Here is a 25,145-nt window from a genome sequence, read left to right on the forward strand (position 1 = left end):
TTGATAAAATACACAAAAGGCAGGATTGTTTCTATGCAGAGAAATGCATTAATTGCCGGATCATTTGACCCGATTACAAACGGACACCTTAATATAATCAGCCGTGCTGCAGGAATGTTCGATTCCATTACAGTGGGAGTGATTGTTAATAACAGTAAGAGATCTCTTTTCACCCTGGATGAAAGAATGGATATTGTGAGGCATGTTACGTCGGAGCTTCACAACGTTGAAGTAGATTCTTTTTCGGGATTGCTGGCTGATTATGTAAATGACCATGGATTTCAGGCAGTTGTCAGAGGCTTAAGAGCCACAACCGACTTTGAGTATGAAATTCAGATGGCTCAAATGAATGCCCGCCTTTACAGGCACGGTACAGAGACAGTGTTTCTGATGGCCGATCCGTCATTTTCATTTATCAGTTCTTCGCTGATCAAAGAAGTGGCGTCTTATGGGGGAGATATCAGAGGACTTGTACCGGAGTACGTAAGAGAGAGGCTCAGTGAGAAAGTCGGACAAGAGATGTAGATAATACGTCCTGTACTGGAGCAACGTTGTATCAAACATGATTCCTTATCATGATCAATAGGAGGATAAGAAATGAGTGATGAATCGATCAGAGTAATGTCTCTGCTGGACGAACTGGAGGACCTGGTAACAAATGCATCTAAAGTTCCGTTCTCTGACAAGACAATTGTAGACGGAGATGAGCTGAAGAGCATTATCGATGATATCAGACTCAGCTTGCCAAAGGATATTCAGCAGGCAAGATGGGTTAAGGACGAGCAGGAAAGGATCCTCAACGAAGCCAAGAGCGAGTATGACAAGGTAATTGTTGCAGCTAAAAGGCAGGCGGAGTACCTGGTCGAGAACGATATTGTCAAGAAGGAAGCCGAAAAGAGAGCAAATGCCCTTGTAAACGAGGCAGAGAGCCACAGCAGATATATTAAACTCAGAGCATATGAGTATATAGACAAGATGCTCTATGATATGCAGAACGAGATGGCAGGATTGGCAAATGAGTTTATCCAGCCTATGAACGAGAAGTTTGCTGACATTATTAACGATGTAAATGGCAAGGTTAACGGAAACAGGCAGGAAGTAAAGGATATGGCCAGCCGCCTTCAGGATAATGTAGAGAATACTGCTGCTGACAGAGCTGCAGTGCCTGCACCTGATTATAGCGACGATGCTGATTACGATGGAAACAAATATCAGCAGCCTGAATTCGACAGAGACGGAGAAGATGATTAATTGTCAGGAACCTGGAGTTCTGGGCATTGTTGCAGAATATAATCCCTTTCATAATGGCCATCTGTACCAGATGAGAGAGGCTGTAAAGATTACTGGATGTCAGGCGGTAGTGTGCGCCATGAGCGGTAATTTTGTACAGAGGGGACAGGCGGCCTTGATTGACAAATGGGAAAGAGCCGGGATTGCTATAGACTGCGGTGCAGATCTGGTGATAGAGATCCCGGTTTTCTGTTGCCTTTCCAACGCTGGCATTTATGCCAAGGGAGGAGTCAGTCTTCTAAACTCTCTTGGAATGGTCACCCACCTGGCCTTCGGATCTGAATCAGGAGATTCCGGGAAACTTAAGGAAATTGCAGAACTTCTTGAACGATATGAAGTGGAAATTTCAGAGAAAACAGGCACCCTTTCAAGGAATGGAATGTCCTGGCCCGCTGCCCGTTCAGAGGCTTTCAGCCAGGTTACAGGAAGTGAATATCAGCTTCCATCAGACTCAAATGACATTCTGGCTCTTGAATATATCAGAACAGTAAATCAGCTGGAATCTCGTCTTAAAATTGTTCCTGTAAAAAGGGTGGGGCCGGGATATAACGATACGGCGGACAGCGATCCGGGAAACATTTTTCAAAGTGCAACTGGTATAAGAAAACTCCTGGCAGAAGGAGAAAACACAGGGAAATTCGTTCCTCCCGCTTCAGAAAAAAGAATTTTTCAAATAACACCTGAAGAATTAAGGCAAAGAGAAAACCGGTACTTTGATCTTCTACGTTACAAGATATTGATGAGCGACGAAGCGGTCTTCGCAAAATTGCCAGATGGGGGAGAGGGCATTGGAAACCGCCTCAAGAAAGCGGTCCGTTCTGCGGAGAGCATTGAAGAGCTGATTGGCCTTACTAAATCCCGGAGATATACATATACTCACGTTTCCAGGCTCTTGATGGAGCTTCTGGTGGAAACAGACAGGAAAATGAAAGACCCCGCTTACATCAGGGTCCTGGCAATGAACAGCAGGGGGCGGAAACTGCTGAAAGATTCCGTCAAGAATGGCAGAAATACCCTGCCGGTTATCACAAATGTGAATAAAACACTCAGAAGGCTTGATGAGTCAGATGAAAATGACAGGAAGATCAGATACCAGCTTATGACAGAGGTTCGGGGTACTGATGTCTATAACCTGATTACAGGAAGGGAGCTCTATAAAAATTCTGACCGGGTCAGAAGCCTGGTTCCTGCCAGGTAAACACAACATGTGCAATAATTCTTATTGACAGCTACTAGTTTTTAATCTATAATATCAATTCGTGACCACTAGATTATTATTTCAATTCACATAAAGGAGGTGTCGACAATGGCAGTACCTAAGAGGAAAACTTCGAAAGCTAAGACTTCCAGCCGTAAGGCAGCTAATATGAAGATGAGCACTCCTGGACTTTCAATTTGTCCTCAGTGTCATGAGCCTAAACTTCCTCACAGAGTTTGTCCTAACTGCGGATATTACGATGGCAAGGATGTTGTTAACGCTGAATAGTCAGAATGCAATGTGACACCAGGTGATCCGAGAAATCGGGTCATTTTTTTTGTTATCAAAGAACCTGGTTTTGAATTTTCTGATTATATGCAATGTGAAAACTGGCTGAATATCTGATGAGCAGGTCTGGTATTGTTTCCATCAATGAAAAACTTTATAATTAAACGATTGAGTTGAGATACAAACAATACCGGCAATATTAACGAAACGGATAAAGGAGATACTTAAGTGACTTATTTCAATGCGGTTATTCTTGGTCTGGTACAGGGCCTTACAGAATTTCTTCCTGTAAGCAGTTCCGGACACCTTACTATTTTTCAGCATTTCTTCGGAATTAACGGAGATTCAGTAGTGGCCTTTACTGTAATGCTTCACATAGGAACACTGATTTCAGTGTTCTATATGTACTGGAACGACATTTGGGCACTGATAAAGGAACTTTTCCTTACAATTAAGGATCTGTGCACAGGAAAGGGCCTTCGACTGGAGGAAAGACCTGTGAGAAAACTGGGAGTTATGATTATAGTAGCAACCATCCCTACAGGTATTATTGGGCTGCTTTTCAACGATATGTTTGAAGGTTTTTACAAAACCCTCATGCCTACGGCCATCGGACTGATAATCACCGGATTTCTCCTTTGGGGAGCAGAAAGCGTAAAACCAGGCCATGTTACTATAGAAAACATGAAGTTCCGCAACGCTCTGTTTATCGGGGTACTTCAGGGCATCGCAATCACGCCTGGAATTTCCAGATCAGGTTCAACGCTGGTAGGAGGCCTTCTTACCCGTCTGGACAGAGATTTTGCAGTTGAGTTCGCATTCCTGATTTCTATTCCTTCAATACTCGGATCTCTTGTAGTAGAGGGAGGCAATGGAAATATCGGTGCATCTCTGGCAAGCAATTTCGGCCCGGTAATGGTTGGAATGATAGTTGCTGCTATTTCAGGCATCTTTGCAATCAAGTTCATGATCAAGGTGGTAAGAGAATACAGCCTTAAATACTTCACGATCTATGTCTGGATCGTAGCTGCAATTCTGCTGATTCACAGCATTATTTAACTAAAACACACAGGAGACTATGGCGGAAAGTAAGAAGAGGAGCCCGGGAAGACCAAAGGGCAGTAAAAACAAGAGTACATCAAAGGCGAAGAGTTCGGGAAGAACTTCAGAAAAAGCCCTGGCGGAGGCAGATCTGACCAGGGCCGAAGACATCAGGAAGATGCAGGAACAGCGGAGAGCCCACAATAAACTGATGGACGAAATCTGGGCTGTTACCATATTTGCCCTTGGAATATTCCTTGTTATTACAACACAGTTTAATACTACAGGCGCCTTTGGGGATGCGATTCACGATATTCTGAGAGGTCTGTTTGGAATCATGACATATGTACTGCCATATATCATGATGTTTTTTGCTGTACTTGTTTTTATGAACAAGATGCAGCATGTGAACCCCAGAACTGTAAGCTTTTCGGCCGTAATATATATAATGCTCTGCGTCCTCAATTCCGCCAGATATATCAATCCATCCAGACCAGATTTTTCACTGGATGCCCTGGGAAAATATTACAGTGACAGCCTTCATGACAGGAGCGCCGGTGTTATCGGCATGGAGATCGGAAACATTCTTGTGAAACTCATAGGAATGCCGGGGCTGTATATTCTAGCCCTCACCCTGATTTTCATATCTATTTTGTTTGTTGTGAACACGCCTATTTCCACCCAGCTTTCTTCATTTAAAGAAAAGAGAGAAGAGAAAAAACTCCTTAAGGAAATGGAAATCAGAAGCAGGGCGTCTGATGAAGATACTCTGTCTGATGAAGAGCTGAGAAAAAATTTTTCTGCAGAACTCAGCAGGTACGGTGGAGAAGGCATTTCAGATCAGCGTGACTATCTTTCTGAGCTGTTAAAAGATGAAAAGAGTAGAAAGAAAATCCTGGAATACATGAACGACGACAGCACCGTAAAGGATGGAGAAGGTCTGACCTCCAATACAGGAAAAAAAGGACTGGTTCAGGGTCAGGGGCCGGCGGCAGGCCATGGCCTGGGAGGTGTAATCTCTTCCATAGCAGGTTCCGTAAAAGAAAAGAAAACTGGTCTTGAGGGAAGCTCCAGTTCAAGTTCAGACAATGAAGAGAAGGCAGGTGTCAGCTCCGGACTTGGCCTTGGTGGTTTGAAAAAAGCAGATACAAAGGCAAAGCTGACCGGTCTGGAGCCGGATCAGCAGAGTGCTCCAGAAGTTCCTGCAGCACCATCACCTTCAGTACCGGAATCAGAACCGGAACCAGCCCAGATTCCGGCTGCAGCTGCAGCAGTTTCACCTGTACTCAAAACGAAGGCAGAACCGGCTACAGAGGCAGACAGAAAAGAGATAGAGAAAGAAATTGCTGCAGGACAAGGAAAGTACGCTGGATACGTTCTTCCTCCCGTGGACCTGCTGAAGAAACCAGTAAATTCAGGAGTATCAGCCTCAGAATCTGATCTTCAGGCCAAGGCTGATCAACTGGAGACCACTTTAAGAAACTTCAACGTAGATGCCCATGTAATTAATGTTACTCAGGGTGCTTCAGTAACCAGATACGAGGTTCAGCCTGCTGTAGGAGTTAAAGTAAGCAGCATAGTAAAGCTTTCAGATGATATTGCCCTGAATATGAGGGCGAAAAGCATCAGAATCGAAGCGCCTATTCCAGGAAAAGCCGCAGTTGGTATTGAGGTTGAGAACTCTAATCCCGCACCGGTTCTGGTCAGAGAGCTTATTGATTCCGAGGAGTTCCGAAGAGCCAAATCAAAAATATCCTTCGCTGTTGGAAAGGATATTTCCGGAAACAACATTGTTGCAGATCTTAAAGACATGCCTCACCTGCTTATTGCAGGTGCCACAGGATCGGGAAAATCGGTGTGTATCAACACCATGATCGCTTCCATACTTTACAAGGCAACTCCAGATCAGGTCAAACTTGTTCTCATCGATCCTAAGGTTGTTGAGCTGGAGATTTATAATGATATTCCTCACATGCTCATACCTGTAGTTACGGATCCTAAAAAGGCAGCAGCTGCCCTGAACTGGGCCGTCAATGAGATGAACAACAGGTACCACAGCTTTGCGGAGCACAGGGTTAGAGACCTTGAGTCCTATAACAAAAAACTTGCGGAGGAGGGAGAAACGGATAAGATTCTTCCTCAGATAGTGATTATTGTAGATGAGCTGGCAGATCTTATGATGACTGCCTCCAACCAGGTGGATGAAGCGATTATGAGGCTGGCCCAGAAGGCAAGAGCAGCGGGAATGCACCTTGTTCTGGCAACTCAGAGACCTTCTGTAGATGTAGTAACAGGTGTTATCAAGGCTAACATACCTTCAAGAATAGCCCTGAGCGTAAGTTCTTCCTTTGACTCAAGAACAATAATAGATATAGGAGGTGCAGAAAAACTTCTGGGAAAGGGCGACATGCTGTTTAAGCCGGTGAATAAAAACAAGCCGGTTAGAATACAGGGACCGTACATTTCTGATAAAGAGATAAGCAATCTGGTAGAATACGTTAAGGAACAAGGGGGCGGCGCCGAATATAACCATAAAGTAATCGACACCATCGAATCCCCTGAATCTGCAGACAATGTTCAAGCCTCTGATGAGCTGACAGATGAAGCAATAGAGTTTATTCTTCACCAGAAACAGGCATCTGTATCAATGCTGCAAAGAAGATTCAGAATTGGATATAACAGGGCTGCCAGGATAATTGATGAGATTGAGGCAATGGGAATCATCGGCCCTTCAGATGGAAGCAGGCCTCGTCAGGTGCTTATGACCGAAGAAGAGTACGCAAGGCGGGAGTCTGGAGATGGAGAAGGCCAGTATGCCGGTAACTTGACGGAGGAACCGGAAGATCCCGCAGAAGAGGAAGATATTTTTACAGAGAAGTCAGACCTGGAGGATGGAGATCAGACCCGGGTTTCTGAAGAAACTGAGGACCAGAATAATGAGTAAGACATTCTTTATTGATACCCTTGGGTGTCAGAAAAATGAATACGATTCACAGGTGCTGGCGGCGGACTTGCTGAAGGCCGGCTGTTCCCTTGTGAATGATCCGGAAGATGCGGATATTTTGATTGTTAACACCTGCGGGTTTATAGATGCAGCCAAGGTGGAATCCATAGATCACATCTTTGAGATGGCGAGAATGAAGGGACAGGACAAGAAGCTTGTTGTAACAGGCTGTCTCAGCCAGCGTTTTCACCAGGAGCTGAGCAGCGAGCTGCCTGAAGTAGACCTTTTCTTTGGTGTTAACGATTATGATGATATTGCTTCTGTTCTGATGGGAGAGGATGGAAAAAAGGATCCTGGTTCAGAAGGCAGAGATAAGGTCAGAGGAAGAGCCGGGAAAATCCTTAATTACAAAGAGAGAATTATTCCAAAGGGAACTTATTCGGATTTTCTGAAAATAGCCGAAGGATGCAATAACACCTGCTCTTTCTGTGCTATTCCGTCCATCAGAGGACCTTACAGGTCAAAACCAATTGAAGACTGTGTGAGAGAAGCCCGGGAACTGGCAGCAGGAGGCGTTAAGGAACTTCTGATAATTGCTCAGGATACCTCCAGATATGGAGAGGATCTATATGGAAAAGTAATGCTTCCTGAGCTTCTTAACGAGCTTTGCAAGATCGACGGTATTCAGTGGATAAGGCTGATGTATGTTTATGACGACGGCATTACAGATGAGCTTATAGATGTAATGGCTTCTGAGAAAAAAATCTGCAAATACATTGATATTCCTATTCAGCATATTTCTGATCACGTTCTGAAGATGATGAGGAGAAAATCCACTTCCTCTGATATCAAAGAGACAATCCAAAAGCTCAGAGACAGAATTCCGGACATCCATATCAGGACAACCCTGCTGGTGGGATTCCCGGGTGAGACAGAAGAGGATATAAGTGAACTTCAAGATTTCGTCAGAGAGGCGGAAATTGACAGGCTGGGAGTCTTTGCGTTCTCAGATGAGGAGGGAACCCTTGCCCACACCATGGACGGAAAGCTGGAACAGGAAGTAAAAGAAGAAAGAAGAGATTCCATTATGGAGATCCAGCAGGAAGTAAGCTACAAGCTTAACAGCAAGACTGTTGGAAAGGTATTCCCTGTGTTGATTGACGAGGTCAACCAGGGGGAAGATGGAGAATTGATCTATGTGGGACGTACTGAATATGACGGACCTGAGATAGATAATGAAGTTGAATTTTACGGTAAAGCCGGACATCAGCCGGGAGATTTTGTAAAAGTGCTGATAGATGAGGCGGGAGAGTACGATTTAACTGGAAAAGAAGTGTTATAGGCAAGCTGGTTTACTGATAAAACATTATAGGAGGACGAACTATGAATTTGCCGAACAAACTTACCATAGGAAGAATAATTGCAGTTCCATTTTTTATTGCAGCATTCCTGATGGGATACTATCTGGTGGCATTTATTCTTTTCATCGCTGCGTCTTTTACGGATATGCTGGATGGAAAAATCGCCAGAGCCAGAGGTCTCGTTACTAACTTCGGAAAGATTATGGACCCTCTGGCTGACAAGATTCTCGTGTACTCGGCTCTCTGTCTTCTTCTGGAGGATGGTGTAATAGCCGGATGGATGCTGATAGTCATCCTTGCAAGGGAGTTTGCTGTAGCAGGTATGAGAACTGTTGCCGCCAGTGAAGGAAAGGTTATTGCCGCAGGAATGAGCGGAAAAATCAAGACCGTTCTTCAGATGATTGCAGTTCCGGTTCTTATTCTGTCGTTGATTCCGGTTCCTGTTCTCAGACTGCCTGGACTTGTTATCTTCTATGCTTCCCTGTTCATGACAGTATATTCCGGATGCGAATATATTATTAAGAACAAAGAAGTTTTTTCAATGTAGTCTGTAGAAATCAATATATTTTATTAATTGAAAATGAAGGTCATTAAATGAATGTATCTATTATTGCAGTCGGAACAGAATTGTTGTTCGGACAGACTTTGAATACAAACGCAACTTATCTGTCTAATAAAATGAATCTCATGGGATTTAATGTCCTGTATCATTTTGTTGTGGGAGACAACGAAGATCGTCTGAAGGCCGTAATCGGAAGAGCCATGAAGGACACTGATATCCTCATATTTACAGGTGGCCTCGGACCAACTCAGGATGATCTTACGAAAGAAACTGTAGCTCAGGTCTTCGGAGTTCCTCTTGACCGGGACGAAAAATGCCTGGAAGAGATAAAAGAATTTTTCCAGAGCAGAGGACGCCAGATGGCAGAAAACAACTACAAGCAGGCTGATCTTCCCCGGGGTTCTGTGGCCTTTCACAACAGCGTAGGCACTGCTCCCGGATTCGGACTGGAAGTTGACGGAAAGGTGGCAATTTGCCTGCCTGGCCCTCCAAGGGAGATGAAATGGATGTTCGAAAACCGGGCAGTTGATTTCCTTCAGAAGTTTTCTCACAGAAATATGTACTACAAGGTTATACGAACCATTGGCATTGGAGAGTCTGACCTTGAGACTGCTTTGCTGCCGCTTATAGATACTCAGGACGATCCCACCATTGCTACATACGCAAAGGAAGGAGAGTGTACCCTTCGGGTTGCCTCTCAGAGAGATTCCATCCATGAAGCGGTGGAAGCCGTGGATCAGATGTGCAGCAGAATTGAGAATATTATAGGGGAATATATCTACAGCACAGAGGACAAGCCTCTGAATCAGGTTGTGGTTGAGAAGCTGATCAACAGAGGTCTTACCCTTTCTTCTGCCGAATCATGTACCGGCGGATTGTTCGCTTCGGAAGTAACTGATATTCCAGGGGCCTCAGCTGTCTTCGGAAGGGGTCTTGTAACCTATTCACCTGAGGAAAAAGTAAAGCTTCTTGGAGTCAGTAAAGAGACTTTGGAAAAATATTCTGTGGTCAGCCGGGAGACGGCGGTTGAGATGGCCAGAGGTGTCCGGACCGGAGCAGGCAGCCATATTTCAGTGTCGGTTACCGGTGTTGCCGGCCCGGGACCTTCAGATGGTTTTCCTGCAGGAACAGCTTATATCGGATATTCCTTCCAGAATAAGGAAGGAGCCGTGGAAATCAGGACGGGAAGAGATGATAGAAAGTGGAACAGAAACTATTTTGTTCTAAGAATGTTTAAGGTCATCAACGAAATCCTTGACGGTAAGATGGATGAGAAAACGGATAGAGGGGAAAACGAATAGGCTCGCAACAGACATTCAGTAAATGTTGAATGTCTGTTCGTTTTTATATTTAAAGTTCCGGCCCTGATGGATAACAAAGGCATATAATTGTTACAGAACGGTAAATTCTGGTTTGCGGATACTGGAGTAATAAAATATAATCTGCCTTGACACTGCAGGGTATGTGATTTAAAATGTTGTAGCAAGAACAAATGTTCGTTTTTATAGGAGGACAGATGGCAAAGAAGAATGGAAATATGGATCTGAGCATTCCTGCAGATCCTGCAGATAAGGAGAAAGCCCTGGAACAGGCTCTGAATCAGATTCAGAAGACATACGGTGCAGGTTCTATTATGAAGCTCAGTGACGGTGCTATTAACGATGGTATTGAGGCTATCTCAACAGGATCTCTGAGCCTGGACGTTGCAACGGGAATCGGTGGAGTGCCAAGGGGAAGAATAGTAGAGATTTACGGACCTGAATCTTCAGGTAAGACTACACTGACCCTTCATATTATTGCAGAAGCCCAGAAGGCAGGAGGTAAGGCAGCATTCATCGATGCTGAACATGCTCTTGATCCTATCTATGCAAGAAACCTTGGGGTTAATGTGGATGAGCTTCTGGTCTCACAGCCGGATACTGGAGAACAGGCTCTGGATATTTGTGAGCTTCTTGCCAGGAGTGGAGCTATTGATGTAATTGTAATAGACTCCGTTGCAGCTCTGGTTCCGAAAGATGAGATAATGGGCAATATGGGAGATTCACATATGGGCCTTCAGGCAAGATTGATGTCCCAGGCTCTCAGGAAGATTGCCGGTGCAGTTAATAAGTCTAATACCTGTGTTATCTTCATCAACCAGCTCAGAGAGAAGATTGGCGTAATGTTCGGAAGCCCTGAGACCACTACAGGTGGCCGTGCTCTTAAGTTCTACTCAAGTATGAGAATGGACGTAAGACGTGTGGACAGCATTAAGAAGGGTGATGAGATCCTTGGTAACCGTACGAGGGTTAAGATTGTCAAGAATAAAGTAGCTCCGCCGTTTAAGAAGGCCGAATTTGACATTATGTACGGTGAGGGAATTTCCCTTGCAGGAGATGTGCTGGATACTGCCGTAGACATGGATATTGTTGATAAGTCCGGCTCATGGTACAGCTATAATGGAGAGAGAATTGGTCAGGGCCGTGAGAATGTGAAGGAATACTTTGAGACACATCCAGATCTTCTTGAAGCTGTCAAGAAGCAGGTGATGGATAAGGTTCACGAGAATCCGGATGATGAGGATATCATGGTGGACGAAGACGGGGTTGTTATAGAATAATTTATCCTGATTTTATCTGATTTTGCTTGAAATAGTATTGACATAATTAAAATGGTATAGTACACTTCAATAGTTAGCCGCGCGAGACGGGTTTGTTTAAGTATGCAAATAATTTGCATCACCTGTGATAGGCGAGTCTGGATTGAGGAGGAATATTTATAATGTACGCAATTATCGAGACAGGTGGCAAGCAGTACAGAGTCCAGGAGGGTGATGTACTGAAGGTTGAGAAGCTTAACGCAGCTGCTGGACAGAAGGTATACTTCAACGTTCTTGCCATTAATAATGGAGAGCTTGTTACTGGTAAGCCATATGTTGAGAACTGTGCTGTAGAGGCAGAGGTTCTCGGACAGGGCAAGGGTGACAAGGTAGTTATTTTCAAATATAAGGCAAAGAAGGACTACAGAAAGAAGAACAGCCACAGACAGCCTTACACAGAGGTTAAAGTTACTGCTCTCGGAGTTGAGCCTTCAGAGGCTCCTGTAGCTGAGGCTGCATCATCTGATGCAAAGGCAAACATTAACATGAAGAAAGCAGAGCTTCTTGAGATTGCTGAGGGAATGGGACTTGAGGTAAGCAGCAAGGCTACTAAGGCAGAGATCCTCGCAGCAATTGAAGCTAACTAGTCTGAATTTGTTCTGCATAAGGGAGGTATCAAATGTCAAGTAAAAAAGGAGTAGGAAGTTCCAAGAACGGTCGTGATTCTGAGGCGAAGCGTCTGGGACTCAAGATTGGCGCAGGTCAGTATGTAACAGCTGGAAGCATTCTTGTCAGACAGCGTGGAACAAAGTTCCACCCTGGTAACAACGTTGGTATTGGCGGAGACGATACTCTGTTTGCCAAGATCGACGGAACTGTAAAGTTCGAGAGATATGACAAGAAGAGAAAGAAAGTCAGCGTTTACAACGTAGAGGCTTAAGCAGTTTTGACGGTTCCTGAACAGGAACCGTTTTTTGATTTTTAAGGAGATTCAATGTTTGTTGATAGGGCTGAAATTGTAATCGCTTCCGGAAAGGGAGGCAACGGTGCAGTTACGTTCCGCCACGATCCATTTGTGCCTGACGGAGGCCCGGACGGCGGAGACGGCGGAGACGGGGGAAGTATCGTTTTCGTTGCAGATTCTAACCTGAGAACCCTTATGGACTTCAAGTATCAGCGCAGATACGAGGCTGAAAAGGGTCAGAACGGAATGAAGAGGAAGAAGTACGGCAAGAAAGGACAGGATCTTGTTATTAAAGTTCCTGTAGGTACTCTTATTATAGATAAAGAATCCGGACTCCTCATGAAGGACATGGATCACGCCGGCGCTAAACTGGTTGCCGCAAAAGGCGGCAAGGGTGGCAAGGGAAACGTACACTTCAAGAATTCAATCAGAAGGGCTCCAAACTTTGCGGAAGCTGGTACAGAAGGAATTGAAAGAAGCGTAATACTTGAGCTTAAGCTCATCGCTGATGTGGGACTTCTTGGTTTTCCAAATGTCGGGAAGTCAACACTCCTTTCTGTTGCTACAAGTGCCAGACCTAAGATAGCTGATTATCACTTTACTACAATTGACCCTAATCTTGGCGTTGTGGATATGGGAGATCAGAGCTTTGTCATGGCCGATATTGCCGGAATAATTGAAGGAGCACATCAGGGGCTTGGCCTTGGATTTAAGTTCCTCAAACACATCGAGAGAACTAAGGTGCTGGTACATGTTGTTGACGTTTCCGGACTTGAAGGAAGGGACCCTGTTGAAGATTACATCAAGATCAACAATGAGCTGAGAGAGTATGATCCTTCACTTCTTGATAAACCGCAAATCGTAGCCGCAAATAAAGTTGATCTGGTAACGGACAGAACAAAGGTAGATGAACTGAAGAACTACGTAAAGGCTGAAGGAAAATCTTTCTTTGAGATATCAGCAGCTACCCGCTCTGGCATCGATTCACTTCTGAAAGAAGTACTTTACAGGATCAATACCTACGTGCCATCTGAAAAACCTGAAATGGAGATGTTCGATTTCAGCGCTGATGAAAACCGGGGAGCAGAGTATCGGGAAATACGTGGATATAAGGATAAGGACGGAGTTTACGTTCTGGAGGGCAAGCAGCTCACAAAGATATTCAATTCCACCAATTTCAACGATATGGGATCTATGAGATATCTTTACAGGTATATTTCAGACAGAGGCGGCATCAAACAGCTGATAAAACTCGGACTCAAAGAAGGGGACACTGTCCGCATTGAAAACTACGAGTTTGAATACACAGAAGAATAAAGTAACAGGGCGTACCGGACTTGCTGTCAGGACGCCCTGCTTTGTTATTCTTCATCAGGAATTTCATTTACGCCGGATTCATCTCTGGCAAATGACGGAATCAAAGTGGTAATGTCAACAGGTGATGTCTGAAGTGCCTGATGCAGCAGTAGGGTTGCTCCATACAGATATTCACTGTTGGTTGGTCTGTGGTCAAACTGGAACATGGCGTTGAGAGGATTCTGGTTAACCTGTTCTTCTTCTTCAAGGACTTTGCCGACAATGTCTCTATGGGTGAACCATGCCCATTTTATGGCGTTTCGAATGCCTGTCTCTACAGATGCACTGGAGACATTATATTGAGATGCGATGGCCGGGTAGATCAGTTTTGTCAATCCCCCTTGTGACTGACCGCAGAAATACAAGATGATCATTGCTTCAGTTATGTATTGGTACCCCTTAAAACGGAATGAGATACAGCTTTCAGCAATAATCCTTCTGCTTGCGTAACTGAGAGTCTCAAGAAGGTCTCTGTCCTGAATGAGTAGTTCCAATCTGCAGGAGTGGCAAAGGCGCTTTTTTGACAGCAAGCATTTAATGTGATCAGTCTTCATATAATGAACTCCTTTCTAATAGACAATGTGTCGACTGATTACAAGGGATGTATTATCATACGGTCACATGATCTTTCAGATTATTGAAAGTAACTGTGCCGATACCCTTCACTGATTTAAGGTCTTCTACAGATTCAAATCTGCTGGTCCCGCGATATTCGATTATTCTGTCAGCCATAACCTGGCCAATACCATTTAGTGACATCAACTGTTCTTTTGTTGCCTTGTTAAGATTCACTTTTCCATCAGCAGTAATGCCCTCATCTCCCCCTGAAGAGCCTTCCTGTGAATCAGAAGACTGAGATTTTGAAGGAATCAGAATCTTATCTCCGTCTTTCACGAATGATGCCTGATTAACAGCATCAATATCTGCGTCTTCAGACAATCCTCCGGCTTTTTCTATGACCTGGAAAAGTCTTGTTTTCTCATTTGCTTTATAAACTCCTGGGGAATTAACGGCACCGCTTATGTCAACGTAGAAAGATACGGGAGCAGATTCCTTCACATGGGAAGAGTCTTGCTTTATGGTGACGGCTTCTGTTTTGCTCTGATGTATTCGAAGACCGGCGGCAACAGCCAGTATGAATACTATCAGGAGAACTTTAAAAAATAACTTGCGGTTGCGGTTTATTTGCTCAAATATTTTCTGAAATACCGGCTGATCAGCAGTGTGTTTAGTGTACATTGACTCCTCCTGGCCGGGACGCTGATGTGTTTTTAGATTAATACAAAACCGGGATAAAGGCAATAGTACTTATTAGGTGTTATATGACTTTGAGTTAAGTGAAATCGTAATTATTTAGATTTGCTTTGTGATATATGTGATTGATTCCGTCCAGTAAATGACTGGATTTATTTAGTGATATAAATCTTACGTTTTAAGATATTACCCTCACAAGCCGGACGGTTACTGCTGATTATGCATTTTTTTAATACAATAAAATTTGCATAATGCACGAAAAACAATCTGCACAATTGTGGAAACCTACAAATTAGGGACGTGAAAATATACGCTCTTCACAATAATTTTGTTGTATTACCTTATTTCTGATGGTAAACTTACTGTAGTTTGCGAAGGCACAGAGATATTATTCATCTGTTATTTGAAAGGGCTTTTTCATATAAGCAAAAGGTGATACCTATGGGAAATTTCTTAAAAAGACAGCAAAAAACCATGGACGGCAACACAGCAGCTGCTCATGTTGCATATGCATTTTCTGAAGTTGCGGCAATTTACCCGATTACGCCATCTTCAGTAATGGCAGAGGACGTTGATGCATGGGCTACCCAGGGCAGGAAGAATCTGTTCGGCCAGCAGGTTAAGGTGCTGGAAATGCAGTCCGAAGGAGGAGCAGCAGGTGCTGTACATGGTTCTCTGAATACAGGTGCATTAACTTCTACATTTACAGCAAGTCAGGGACTTCTGCTGATGATACCGAATATGTATAAGATCGCTGGAGAACAGCTCCCAGGCGTCTTTCATGTTGCAGCCAGGGCTCTGACTACCCATGCACTTTCAATTTTCGGAGATCACTCAGACGTAATGGCAACAAGGGCAACGGGATTCGCCATGCTGAGTTCAAACAGCCCTCAGGAAGTAATGGATCTGGCAGCTGTTGCACATCTGGGCGCAGTTAAGGCCAGCATGCCGGTTCTTCATTTCTTTGACGGATTCCGTACAAGCCATGAACAGCAGAAGATCGGAGTATGGGATTATGAGACTTTGGGAGAAATGCTGGACTGGGATAAAGTAAAGGAATTTAAAGCTGCTGCCAGCAATCCTCTCCATCCTCATATGGTGGGATCTGCCGAACAGCCGGAAACATTTTTCCAGCACACTGAAGCGAGAAATCAGGACTACATCGACTCTGTGGAAGTGTTCAAGGGCGTAATGGACCAGGTAAACGAGAAGCTGGGGACAGACTATGCACCGTTCAATTACTATGGTGCACCTGATGCTGAAGAAGTAATTATAGCTATGGGATCAGTCTGCGAGGCGGCAGAAGAGGTAGTTGATTATCTGAACAAAAAGGGAAGAAAGACAGGCCTTATTAAAGTAAGACTGTACAGACCTTTCTCCAGCAAGTATCTCCTCAAGGTGATTCCATCTACAGTTAAGACGATTTCTGTTCTTGACAGAACGAAGGAACCTGGTTCAGCAGGAGAACCTCTGTATCTGGATGTTGTCACAGCTCTCAGTGATTCTGAGTTCAGTGGAGTAAGAGTCTTCCGCGGCCGCTATGGACTGGGATCAAAAGATACTCAGCCTGGTGACATCATCGCATGTTATGACAATATGATAAGCCAGGAGCCTAAGAAAGAGTTCACCCTGTCAATTACAGATGATGTGACTAATCTTTCACTTCCAAGGCTTTCAAATCCTGATACGTCTGCGCCGGGAACTGTTGCGTGCAAGTTCTGGGGTCTTGGAGCTGATGGTACAGTTGGCGCCAACAAGAACAGTGTAAAAATCATTGGAGACAACACGGATAAGTACGTTCAGGCTTACTTCCAGTACGATTCAAAGAAATCAGGAGGACTGACGATTTCCCATTTGAGGTTTGGCGACCACCCGATTCATTCTACATATTATGTAAATAATGCTTCGTTTATCGCCTGCCACAATCCTTCATACATGAGCAAATACGATATTGTTTCCGATGTAAATCCAGGGGGACAGTTCCTGCTCAACTGCCCGTGGTCTGATGAGGAACTTGATGAAAAGCTTCCAGCAAAGACCAAGAGATATATTGCTCAGAATAATATTCAGTTCTATACCTGCGACGCCAGCAGAATAGCAACTGAGATAGGCCTGGGTTCCACAAGAACAAATACAGTGCTCCAGTCGGCATTCTTCAAGATTACAGGCATAATTCCGGAAGACAAGGCTGTTGAGTCTATGAAGGAAGCAATCAGAAAGACTTATGGCAGAAAGGGCCAGAAGATTGTTGACATGAACTGTGAAGCTGTTGACAGAGGTGTTACAGGTGCTCACAAGGTCAACGTTCCTGAAAGCTGGAAGAACGCTTCAGATGACAAGGCAGCAGAGCCGTTAAAATCAGAAAATCCTGTACTGTGCAAGTATCTGAATGATGTTCTTGTACCAACTTCAGCACAGAAGGGTGATGATATTCCTGTTTCCAAGTTCCTGGCTACAAAGAACGGTATTCTGCCATCTGGAACATCAGCCTTTGAGAGGAGAGGTGTTGCAGCTTCTGTTCCCGTATGGATAAAGGAGAACTGTGTTGAGTGCAACATTTGCTCATATGTTTGCCCTCATGCTGCAATAAGACCGTTTGCAGTAACTAAGGAAGAGGCTGCTTCCAGCGGTGCTGTAACAGATCCGCTGAAGATCGAGCCTGATTACGACTTTACTATAACTGTATCTACTCTGGACTGTGTTGGATGCGGATCCTGTGCAGATTCCTGCATTGCCAAGGACAAGGCTCTCAAGATGGTTCCATTTGAAAGTCCGGAGGCCCAGGCTCAGCAGGCAGTATTCGATTATTGCAAGGAACATGTGGGAAGCAAAGGGCTTGGCAATTCAAGGACGGTTGTCAATGTAGGATTCCAGAAGCCATATCTGGAGTTCTCAGGCGCCTGCCCTGGATGTGGTGAGACACCATATGCAAGACTTGTTACCCAGCTGTTCGGAAACAGAATGATAGTAGCCAACGCAACAGGTTGCTCTTCTATCTGGGGTTGTTCAGCTCCTTCCACTCCTTATACAGTGGATAAAGATGGAAGAGGACCTTCCTGGTCTAATTCACTGTTTGAGGACAATGCTGAGTTCGGCCTTGGAATGGCAGTTTCTGTAAAGACAAGAAGAAACGAAATGAAGGCCGTTGTAGAAAGACTTGCCGAGAAGCCGGAATTTAAAGAGCCGGCAAAGGCTTGGCTGGAAAACATGAACGACAGCGAAGGTTCCCAGGAAGCTGGCGATAAGCTGTTGGAAGCTGTTTCCAGATCCGGTGATGCTGATGCAGCATATGTTGTTGAAAACAGGGATATGCTGATCAAGCCGTCAATGTGGATTTTCGGCGGAGACGGCTGGGCTTACGACATCGGATACGGCGGTCTTGACCATGCCATTGCATCAGGTGAGAATATAAACATTCTTGTATTTGATACAGAGGTATATTCAAACACAGGAGGACAGGCATCCAAGGCTACTCCAACAGGATCAATTGCCCAGTTTGCTGCTGGTGGAAAGCCTACAGCAAAGAAGAATCTCGGTACCATGGCAATGTCATATGGCTATGTATATGTAGCTCAGATTGCAATGGGAGCAAACCCGAATCAGGCCCTGAAGGCTATTAAAGAAGCTGAAGCATATGATGGCCCTTCACTGATAATCGCTTACTCACCATGCATCAACCACGGTATCAAGACTGGAATGTGCACAGCTATGGCTGAGATGAAGAAGGCTGTAAAGGCAGGATACTGGAATCTGTACAGATACAATCCTTCTGCAGAAGCAAAGGGAAAGAATCCTTTGACCATTGACAGCCAGGAGCCGTCAGCAGATTACAGAGAATTCCTGATGGGCGAGGTACGTTACAGTTCACTGGCACAGGCAGACAGCGAACATGCTGAGGAGCTTTTTGAGAAAGCATCTGCTGAAGCCTCCAGAAGATACGAAGATCTTGTAAGGAGAAAAGAATCTTTTAACAGTAACAAGTAGCAGACTGTTCAATCAGTGATTGTCAAGGGACGGCTTTTGCCGTCCCTTTCTATTGGTACCAAATGGAGCAGCCGATGACAAAAATTCCCTCAATCTACCTGTAAGAAAAGGGGTTGTGTGGTATCCTATCAGGTAAACAAGTAAATAAACGAAAGGAAATGACCAAATAATGGAGAAGAAAAAGATAGAGCGGATAAATGAGCTGGCGAGAATAAAGAAGCAGCGTAAGCTTACTGAAGCGGAAGCAGATGAACAGAAGAAACTCCGGAAGGAATTCCTGGCAGAGATAAGGGCGGATTTGAAGGCTACTCTAGACAACATAGAAATTGTTGATAATCCAAAAGAATCAGGAGCAGAAGAAAGAAAGCCTGACTCGGAGCTGGTGGATCATATTTCTGGTGAGACCATCGATATTCGCGAGTATGAACCGAACAAATTGTCATAATCAATGCCTTATCGGTCAGGTTATGGGCCATCAGAAGAGTTTTGAAAGTTTTTTTCCCCTGAAGACTAATATTTGGAGGGGCTTTGTATGACAAGAATACTCAAATATAGTATAATTCTATAAGTTTGCAAAATAGGAGATTTTTTCATGGAAAAACTTGGATTAAATGAAATCAGAAGCCGTTTCAGAGATTTTTATGTAAGCAAGGGACATTATGCCGCAGGAAGCGCATCGCTTATTCCGAAGAACGACAAGAGCCTGCTTATAATCAACTCGGGAATGGCGCCTCTTAAGCCATATTTTGCAGGAGTTGAGACTCCTCCCTCAAAGAGGATGACCACCTGCCAGAAGTGCATCAGAACAGGCGATATCGAGAATGTTGGAAAGACTGCGAGACACGGCACATTCTTCGAGATGCTTGGTAATTTCAGCTTTGGTGACTATTTCAAGAAAGAGTCACTTACTTGGGGATGGGAATTCATTACAGAAAACCTGAAGATGCCGAAGGATAAGCTTTGGGCTACAATCTATGAAGATGATGAGGAAGCTCATGATATATGGATAAGCCTGGGCATGCCAGAGGATCATATTGTCAGACTTGGCAAAGAAGACAATTTCTGGGAGATCGGTCTTGGCCCATGCGGTCCGTGTTCCGAAATTTATTTCGACAGAGGGGAGAAATACGGATGTGGTAAGCCAGACTGCAAGCCTGGATGTGAGTGCGACAGGTATGTTGAATTCTGGAATCACGTTTTCACTCAGTTCTCAAGGGAAGAGGATGGCAGTTATTCAAATCTTGCTCATCCAAACATTGATACAGGAATGGGCCTTGAGAGAATCGCTTGCATCATGCAGGGTGTGGATTCCATATTTGATGTAGATACTGTCCGTCACATTCTCAATGCCGTAACAGAAATGGCAGGAGTCAAATACGAAGACGGAGACGAGAAGGCTGACATGAGTATCAGGATCGTAACGGACCACCTGAGATCCATGGTGTTCATGATTGCTGACGGAATTCTGCCAAGCAACGAGGGCAGAGGATACGTTCTCAGAAGACTTATCAGACGTGCATCGAGACACGGAAGACTTCTGGGCATTCAGGAGCCTGAGTTCCTGTCACAGCTGGCAGATAAGGTAATTGAAGTTTCAGGAGAGGCTTATCCTGAACTGGTGGAAAAAAGAGATTACATCAAGAAGATGATTTCCCTTGAAGAAGAGAGATTTGGCAAAGCCCTGGATAACGGTTTACACCTTCTCTTTGGATATGTGGCAGATATGGAAGAAGAGGGAAAAGACACTCTTGATGGAGAGCATGCATTCAAACTTTATGATACATATGGATTCCCTGTAGAGCTTACAGAAGAGATTCTGGAAGAAAAGGGAAAGAAAGTAGACATGGAAGGCTTCCGTGAACATATGACCCGTCAGAAGGACATGGCCAGAGCCGGTCAGAAGGATACTTCTGATGATGCATGGAAGGATGCTGCCGATTATGACAGCCTGCCTGCCACGGAATTTGTGGGATATGAGATGGAATCCTGCAACGGAAACGTCCTTTACACAGGAAAGAAGGATGAGACCCATGCTCTGCTTATTACAGACAGAACCCCATTTTATGCAACAAGCGGCGGACAGATTAACGATACAGGATTTATTTCAGCCGGAAAGACAGTGCTTAGAGTGGAAGATGTGGTTAAGGAGAATGGAATCTATCTCCACATTATCAGACCGGAAGATATGGATGCAGCCCTTCAGCTGGAAAACGGCACAGAAGTCCAGATGTCTATAGATTCTGTACGGAGACACAAGATATCAAGAGGACACAGTGCTACCCATCTGCTGCAGCAGGCTCTGAGAGATGTTCTGGGAAATCACGTTCAGCAGGCCGGATCATTCGTTGATGACAATTATCTCAGGTTCGACTTCAGTCACTTCCAGCCTATGACAGACAAAGAGATTAGTGATGTGGAGCGCCTGGTAAATCTGAAGATTGACCAGTTCCTTAATATCAAGATGGAAGAGATGCCTATTGAAGATGCCAAGAAGCTGGGAGCTATGGCCATTTTCGGTGAGAAGTACGGCTCAATTGTAAGAGTTGTAAGCATGGGCGACTACAGCGTTGAGTTCTGCGGAGGTACTCATCTTAACAACACTGGTATGATCGGCGCATTCAGAATCACCGGAGAGAGCGGAGTAGCATCAGGGGTAAGAAGGATTGAAGCTGTTACCGGAACAGTTGTTTCAGACCTGCTAAAGAGAACTGATGATACAGTAGAAGAAACTGCAGAGGCCCTCAAGACAACCAGAAGCGAGGTGGCAAGAAAGGCTGCACAGGTAATGGCTGAGAACAAGGAGCTGGCCAAAACCATTAAGAGCATGGAAGCAGGAAAGCTTGCTGATTCTCTTGATGATATAATTGCTTCTGGAAAGGATGCAGGAAAGGCGAAACTGATTACAGCATCCTTCAATGATGTTGATGCAGATCAGCTGAGAGAGATGGCAGACAGTGTTAAGGAAAAAGTAGATAACGCTGTAATCGTCTTTGCTTCAGTAACAGAGGGTAAGGCCTCCATGATCTGCGCAGTAAGTGACAAGCTTGTTGGAGAGGGATACCACGCTGGAAAGATTATTAAGGAAGTAGCAAAGGCTGCAGGCGGCGGTGGCGGCGGAAAAGCCGGAATGGCTCAGGCCGGAGTCAAGAATCCGGAGAAACTGGAAGACGCATTCCACAAGGCTGCTGAAATTCTTGAGGCACAGGCGTAGAATAATAATGTATGAATACTGTTTCCTCATTTTCTGAGGCTATCCACTTAATACCGAACTATGTAAGGAGGTGCGGAAATGAGCAAGGATACGATTTTGTTTGAAGGAGTAAAGGCTACACAGCTCACAAGAAGGGAAATACTGGAGCAGGTGTACAATGCCCTTGAGGAAAGAGGGTATAACGCCGTTGACCAGATGGTAGGATACCTTACTTCAGGAGATCCTTCATATATTACCAGCCATAATGGAGCCAGAAATCTGATCATGAAGGTGGACAGAGACGATCTTCTTGAAGAGATTCTGAGAGCATATCTGGGAAAAGAAAAGAACGAAGAAGATCTTTAGTTTTAAGACAGTCCCTACAAAGAAGACAGGAGATAAATTTTGGGCAGAAAAATAGGACTCGATGTGGGAGATAAGACCATAGGTGTTGCAGTAAGCGACATTCTGGACATAACAGCCCAGGGGGTTAAGACCATAGAAAGAGTGGGCATAAAGAAGGATACTACTGAAGTGCTTAATCTTATCAAAGAATATGACTGCGATACTGTAGTCATAGGTCTTCCTCTCAGTTTAGACGGAAGTGACAGCATTCAGACCGAGAAGGTCAGAGAGTTCAGGAGACGTCTTGAAAATAAACTGAGAAGCTCTGCCATGGCTCATGTTAAAGTGGACTGGATGGACGAGAGATTTACCACTGTAATAGCAGAAAGCGTACTGTCTCAGGCTGGCATGACCAGACAGGAGAGGAAGAAAATTGTGGACAGGCAAGCTGCCATAGTTATTCTTCAAAGTTACATGGACAGACAGCATAATCTGCAGAGCTGATGCATGTATGCCCGGGGTCACGATTGTTCCCGGGCTGTATTTAGATGTATTTTTGTGGTAAGGAAAGGGTGCAAATGGAAAAAAATCTGATTCAGGATCTGAGCTTTCTCTCATCTAATGAATACTGGGGCAGAGGTATCCTAATAGGAAATCTCAAGGGCAAGGTATACATCGGATATTTCATTATGGGAAGAAGCCAGAACAGCAGGAACCGTTATTTCTATGAGGATGGAGAGAACCTTGCAATCGCTCCATATGATGTAGATAAGCTGGAAGATCCAAGTCTCATCATCTATTATCCTGTTAAGACATCAGGAGATAAGCTGATCGTTACCAATGGTGACCAGACTGATACTATTGAAGAAGGCTTCAGGGAAGGAAAGACCTTCCAGGAGTCCCTTAGAACAAGATGCTTTGAACCTGACGAACCAAACTACACTCCAAGGATCAGCGGTCTTGTTTCTATGAAGACAGGAGATTTTTCCATGAGCATCCTGAAGAACCAGGACGGAAAAGGAGAGCTTTGCGCCAGGTATCTCTACGAGTACGGATGCCAGGAAGGCAACGGCCGTTTCATACATACCTATGAAAAAAATGACAATCCTTTGCCGACATTTTGCGGAGAACCGTGGAGCATAGATCTGTCAGGAGCAGGAGATCTTGAAACCTTTGGAAACACCATCTGGAACTGCCTTGATGATGAAAACAAGATCTCTCTGTGCGTCATGTCAATAGACAAGGAAACAGGGGATAGAACCACAATAATCAAGAACAAGAGAATGGGGGACTAAATGGCTGAACATTTTGAAATTCCAGAGGAACAGAGAAACGTTCCTGCAGAGAAACTGGTGTATATGTCACCGCTTTCAGTTAGATATGCCAGCAAAGAGATGAAGTATATTTTCTCAGATGAGAAGAAATTCACCACATGGCACAGACTTTGGATTGCTCTGGCCAAGGCGGAAAAAGAGCTGGGACTGGGCATAACTCAGGAACAGATTGACGAGATGGAAGCAGCCAAGGACATTGTGGACTTTGAGGTTGCCGAGAAGAGGGAAAAGGAAGTCCGCCATGATGTAATGAGCCATGTATATGCTTACGGAAAAAGATGTCCGAAGGCTGAACCTATTATCCACCTGGGAGCAACTTCCTGCTATGTAGGCGATAATACAGATGTGATCCTGATGAGAGATGCCCTCAATGTTATTCTGGAAAAAGCAGTTCAGGTTGAGCGTAATCTAGCGGCTTTTGCAGACAAATACAAGGACCTTCCTTGCCTGGGATACACTCATCTTCAGCCGGCCCAGCTTACGACTGTTGGAAAGAGGGCAACACTGTGGATGTATGAGCTTTCCCTTGACATCCAGGAGCTGGAGAGAAGAATAGAAGATCTCAGAATGCTGGGATCCAAGGGAACAACGGGAACTCAGGCAAGCTTCATGGACCTTTTCGACGGAGACGAAGACAAGGTGAGAAAGCTGGATCAGCTTATTGCCGACGATTTCGGGTTCAAGGGATGCGTTCCTGTATCTGGACAGACATATACAAGAAAAGTTGACTATAATATTTTATCGACTCTTTCAGGCCTTGCCCAGTCTGCATCTAAGTTCTCTAACGACTTGAGAATTCTTCAGTCATTCGGCGAAATGGAGGAGCCTTTCGAAAAGAATCAGATTGGTTCATCGGCTATGCCATACAAGAGGAATCCAATGAGATCTGAGAGAATCACCTCTCTTTCCAGATATGTGATGATTGACTCTCTCAATCCTGCTATTACGGCAGCTACTCAGTGGTTCGAAAGGACTCTTGACGATTCTGCCAACAAGAGACTTTCTGTTCCGGAAGCCTTCCTGGCCATGGACGGAATTCTTGATCTTTACATTAACATTACCAGTGATATGGTGGTTTACCCTAAGGTCATCTATGCAAGAGTAATGGAGAAGCTTCCATACATAGCAACTGAAAACATCATGATGGAGGCCGTTAAGAAGGGCGGAAACCGCCAGGAGCTCCATGAAATTATCAGGGAACATTCTCACGCTGCAACCAGGAGGGTCAAGATGGAGGGTGCGCCTCTTGATCTGGTAGACAGGTTGGCAGCAGACCCTGCCTTCCATTTGACAAAGGAAGAGATCATGAGTCATCTTGATCCGAAGCTGTACACTGGTCGTTCAGCCAGTCAGGTTACAGACTTCCTCAATGATGTAATCAAACCTATTCTCGACAGATATCCTGACGAGAAACTGGACGCTGAGATTAATGTATAGATATAATAGGAGACTCGAT

Annotated in this window: 21 protein-coding genes and 1 pseudogene; 20 read left to right on the top strand and 2 right to left on the bottom strand. The window is 44.6% G+C overall.

Translation table 11 applies throughout. The annotated features are described in order from the left end of the window. Positions 1–33: 33 nt before the first annotated feature. The 13 genes and pseudogenes from coaD (at position 34) to obgE (ending at position 13,543) form a co-directional block, all read left to right on the top strand. Positions 34–525: a pantetheine-phosphate adenylyltransferase gene (coaD, locus tag FYJ66_RS05300; protein WP_154572478.1), complete on the top strand. Its 492-nt coding sequence runs from the start codon at positions 34–36 to the stop codon at positions 523–525. 72 nt (positions 526–597) lie between these two features. Then, positions 598–1,251 carry an SPFH domain-containing protein gene (locus FYJ66_RS05305; protein ID WP_154572479.1) on the top strand — a complete coding sequence of 218 codons (654 nt, stop codon included), beginning with the start codon at positions 598–600 and terminating at the stop codon, positions 1,249–1,251. Further along, positions 1,244–2,488 carry a tRNA(Met) cytidine acetate ligase gene (locus FYJ66_RS05310; RefSeq protein WP_206157005.1) on the top strand — a complete coding sequence of 415 codons (1,245 nt, stop codon included), beginning with the start codon at positions 1,244–1,246 and terminating at the stop codon, positions 2,486–2,488. The genes FYJ66_RS05305 and FYJ66_RS05310 overlap by 8 nt, the downstream gene beginning before the upstream one ends. 108 nt (positions 2,489–2,596) lie before the next feature. Next, the gene (rpmF, locus tag FYJ66_RS05315; protein ID WP_154572481.1) at positions 2,597–2,776 is read left to right on the top strand and encodes a 50S ribosomal protein L32; all 180 of its coding nucleotides are present in this window, start codon (positions 2,597–2,599) and stop codon (positions 2,774–2,776) included. 228 nt (positions 2,777–3,004) lie between these two features. Further along, on the top strand, positions 3,005–3,835 hold the full coding sequence (locus tag FYJ66_RS05320; protein WP_154572482.1) for an undecaprenyl-diphosphate phosphatase: 831 nt from the start codon (positions 3,005–3,007) through the stop codon (positions 3,833–3,835). A gap of 19 nt (positions 3,836–3,854) precedes the next feature. Next, on the top strand, positions 3,855–6,761 hold the full coding sequence (locus FYJ66_RS05325) for an FtsK/SpoIIIE family DNA translocase (protein ID WP_154572483.1): 2,907 nt from the start codon (positions 3,855–3,857) through the stop codon (positions 6,759–6,761). Beyond that, complete coding sequence (gene rimO, locus FYJ66_RS05330; RefSeq protein ID WP_154572484.1) at positions 6,754–8,103, top strand: 30S ribosomal protein S12 methylthiotransferase RimO; 1,350 nt, start codon at positions 6,754–6,756, stop codon at positions 8,101–8,103. The genes FYJ66_RS05325 and rimO overlap by 8 nt, the downstream gene beginning before the upstream one ends. A 41-nt stretch (positions 8,104–8,144) precedes the next feature. After that, positions 8,145–8,669 carry a CDP-diacylglycerol--glycerol-3-phosphate 3-phosphatidyltransferase gene (pgsA, locus tag FYJ66_RS05335; protein WP_154572485.1) on the top strand — a complete coding sequence of 175 codons (525 nt, stop codon included), beginning with the start codon at positions 8,145–8,147 and terminating at the stop codon, positions 8,667–8,669. Between the two features lie 47 nt (positions 8,670–8,716). Next, on the top strand, positions 8,717–9,985 hold the full coding sequence (locus FYJ66_RS05340; protein WP_154572486.1) for a competence/damage-inducible protein A: 1,269 nt from the start codon (positions 8,717–8,719) through the stop codon (positions 9,983–9,985). A 215-nt stretch (positions 9,986–10,200) separates the two neighbouring features. Then, positions 10,201–11,283, top strand: coding sequence for a recombinase RecA (recA, locus tag FYJ66_RS05345; protein WP_154572487.1), 1,083 nt, complete (start codon positions 10,201–10,203; stop codon positions 11,281–11,283). A gap of 161 nt (positions 11,284–11,444) precedes the next feature. Further along, positions 11,445–11,726 (top strand): annotated as a pseudogene (gene rplU / locus FYJ66_RS09410) (50S ribosomal protein L21); the annotation flags it as partial. 215 nt (positions 11,727–11,941) lie between these two features. After that, a complete protein-coding gene (gene rpmA, locus FYJ66_RS05355) occupies positions 11,942–12,202 on the top strand; it encodes a 50S ribosomal protein L27 (protein ID WP_154572489.1) in 261 nt (86 codons plus the stop codon). A 54-nt stretch (positions 12,203–12,256) separates the two neighbouring features. Next, positions 12,257–13,543 carry a GTPase ObgE gene (obgE, locus tag FYJ66_RS05360; protein WP_154572490.1) on the top strand — a complete coding sequence of 429 codons (1,287 nt, stop codon included), beginning with the start codon at positions 12,257–12,259 and terminating at the stop codon, positions 13,541–13,543. A 44-nt stretch (positions 13,544–13,587) separates the two neighbouring features. Here obgE and FYJ66_RS05365 read toward each other — a convergent pair whose 3' ends face one another. Next, positions 13,588–14,136 carry a sporulation initiation factor Spo0A C-terminal domain-containing protein gene (locus FYJ66_RS05365; protein WP_154572491.1) on the bottom strand — a complete coding sequence of 183 codons (549 nt, stop codon included), beginning with the start codon at positions 14,134–14,136 and terminating at the stop codon, positions 13,588–13,590. A 55-nt stretch (positions 14,137–14,191) separates the two neighbouring features. Continuing rightward, positions 14,192–14,821 (bottom strand): helix-hairpin-helix domain-containing protein, encoded by a 630-nt coding sequence (locus tag FYJ66_RS05370; RefSeq protein WP_154572492.1) that lies wholly within the window; start codon positions 14,819–14,821, stop codon positions 14,192–14,194. 456 nt (positions 14,822–15,277) lie between these two features. Between FYJ66_RS05370 and nifJ the strand changes: the two genes are divergently transcribed. From nifJ to purB, 7 genes are all read left to right on the top strand, one after another. Next, positions 15,278–18,820: a pyruvate:ferredoxin (flavodoxin) oxidoreductase gene (gene nifJ / locus FYJ66_RS05375; RefSeq protein WP_235897367.1), complete on the top strand. Its 3,543-nt coding sequence runs from the start codon at positions 15,278–15,280 to the stop codon at positions 18,818–18,820. A gap of 169 nt (positions 18,821–18,989) precedes the next feature. Further along, on the top strand, positions 18,990–19,265 hold the full coding sequence (locus FYJ66_RS05380) for a DUF896 domain-containing protein (RefSeq protein ID WP_154572493.1): 276 nt from the start codon (positions 18,990–18,992) through the stop codon (positions 19,263–19,265). 147 nt (positions 19,266–19,412) lie between these two features. Continuing rightward, the gene (alaS, locus tag FYJ66_RS05385; protein ID WP_154572494.1) at positions 19,413–22,031 is read left to right on the top strand and encodes an alanine--tRNA ligase; all 2,619 of its coding nucleotides are present in this window, start codon (positions 19,413–19,415) and stop codon (positions 22,029–22,031) included. A 78-nt stretch (positions 22,032–22,109) separates the two neighbouring features. Further along, complete coding sequence (locus FYJ66_RS05390; RefSeq protein ID WP_154572495.1) at positions 22,110–22,376, top strand: IreB family regulatory phosphoprotein; 267 nt, start codon at positions 22,110–22,112, stop codon at positions 22,374–22,376. A 39-nt stretch (positions 22,377–22,415) separates the two neighbouring features. Beyond that, positions 22,416–22,859 carry a Holliday junction resolvase RuvX gene (ruvX, locus tag FYJ66_RS05395; protein ID WP_154572496.1) on the top strand — a complete coding sequence of 148 codons (444 nt, stop codon included), beginning with the start codon at positions 22,416–22,418 and terminating at the stop codon, positions 22,857–22,859. Positions 22,860–22,933: 74 nt separating this feature from the next. Then, a complete protein-coding gene (locus FYJ66_RS05400; protein ID WP_154572497.1) occupies positions 22,934–23,650 on the top strand; it encodes an IMP cyclohydrolase in 717 nt (238 codons plus the stop codon). Then, complete coding sequence (purB, locus tag FYJ66_RS05405; RefSeq protein WP_154572498.1) at positions 23,651–25,126, top strand: adenylosuccinate lyase; 1,476 nt, start codon at positions 23,651–23,653, stop codon at positions 25,124–25,126. Positions 25,127–25,145 lie beyond the last annotated feature (19 nt).

It is taken from the genome of Allobaileyella intestinalis (assembly GCF_009695865.1).
Classification (GTDB): Bacteria; Bacillota; Clostridia; order Peptostreptococcales; family Anaerovoracaceae; genus Allobaileyella; species Allobaileyella intestinalis.

What these genes read in the sequence shown, in the direction of transcription:
- coaD (WP_154572478.1), top strand. Translation starts at nt 34, where the DNA reads ATGCAGAGAAATGCATTAATTGCCGGATCATTTGACCCGATTACAAAC.
- FYJ66_RS05305 (WP_154572479.1), top strand. Translation starts at nt 598, where the DNA reads ATGAGTGATGAATCGATCAGAGTAATGTCTCTGCTGGACGAACTGGAG.
- FYJ66_RS05310 (WP_206157005.1), top strand. Translation starts at nt 1,244, where the DNA reads ATGATTAATTGTCAGGAACCTGGAGTTCTGGGCATTGTTGCAGAATAT.
- rpmF (WP_154572481.1), top strand. Translation starts at nt 2,597, where the DNA reads ATGGCAGTACCTAAGAGGAAAACTTCGAAAGCTAAGACTTCCAGCCGT.
- FYJ66_RS05325 (WP_154572483.1), top strand. Translation starts at nt 3,855, where the DNA reads ATGGCGGAAAGTAAGAAGAGGAGCCCGGGAAGACCAAAGGGCAGTAAA.
- rimO (WP_154572484.1), top strand. Translation starts at nt 6,754, where the DNA reads ATGAGTAAGACATTCTTTATTGATACCCTTGGGTGTCAGAAAAATGAA.
- pgsA (WP_154572485.1), top strand. Translation starts at nt 8,145, where the DNA reads ATGAATTTGCCGAACAAACTTACCATAGGAAGAATAATTGCAGTTCCA.
- FYJ66_RS05340 (WP_154572486.1), top strand. Translation starts at nt 8,717, where the DNA reads ATGAATGTATCTATTATTGCAGTCGGAACAGAATTGTTGTTCGGACAG.
- recA (WP_154572487.1), top strand. Translation starts at nt 10,201, where the DNA reads ATGGCAAAGAAGAATGGAAATATGGATCTGAGCATTCCTGCAGATCCT.
- rpmA (WP_154572489.1), top strand. Translation starts at nt 11,942, where the DNA reads ATGTCAAGTAAAAAAGGAGTAGGAAGTTCCAAGAACGGTCGTGATTCT.
- obgE (WP_154572490.1), top strand. Translation starts at nt 12,257, where the DNA reads ATGTTTGTTGATAGGGCTGAAATTGTAATCGCTTCCGGAAAGGGAGGC.
- FYJ66_RS05365 (WP_154572491.1), bottom strand. Translation starts at nt 14,136, where the DNA reads ATGAAGACTGATCACATTAAATGCTTGCTGTCAAAAAAGCGCCTTTGC.
- FYJ66_RS05370 (WP_154572492.1), bottom strand. Translation starts at nt 14,821, where the DNA reads ATGTACACTAAACACACTGCTGATCAGCCGGTATTTCAGAAAATATTT.
- nifJ (WP_235897367.1), top strand. Translation starts at nt 15,278, where the DNA reads ATGGGAAATTTCTTAAAAAGACAGCAAAAAACCATGGACGGCAACACA.
- FYJ66_RS05380 (WP_154572493.1), top strand. Translation starts at nt 18,990, where the DNA reads ATGGAGAAGAAAAAGATAGAGCGGATAAATGAGCTGGCGAGAATAAAG.
- alaS (WP_154572494.1), top strand. Translation starts at nt 19,413, where the DNA reads ATGGAAAAACTTGGATTAAATGAAATCAGAAGCCGTTTCAGAGATTTT.
- FYJ66_RS05390 (WP_154572495.1), top strand. Translation starts at nt 22,110, where the DNA reads ATGAGCAAGGATACGATTTTGTTTGAAGGAGTAAAGGCTACACAGCTC.
- FYJ66_RS05400 (WP_154572497.1), top strand. Translation starts at nt 22,934, where the DNA reads ATGGAAAAAAATCTGATTCAGGATCTGAGCTTTCTCTCATCTAATGAA.
- purB (WP_154572498.1), top strand. Translation starts at nt 23,651, where the DNA reads ATGGCTGAACATTTTGAAATTCCAGAGGAACAGAGAAACGTTCCTGCA.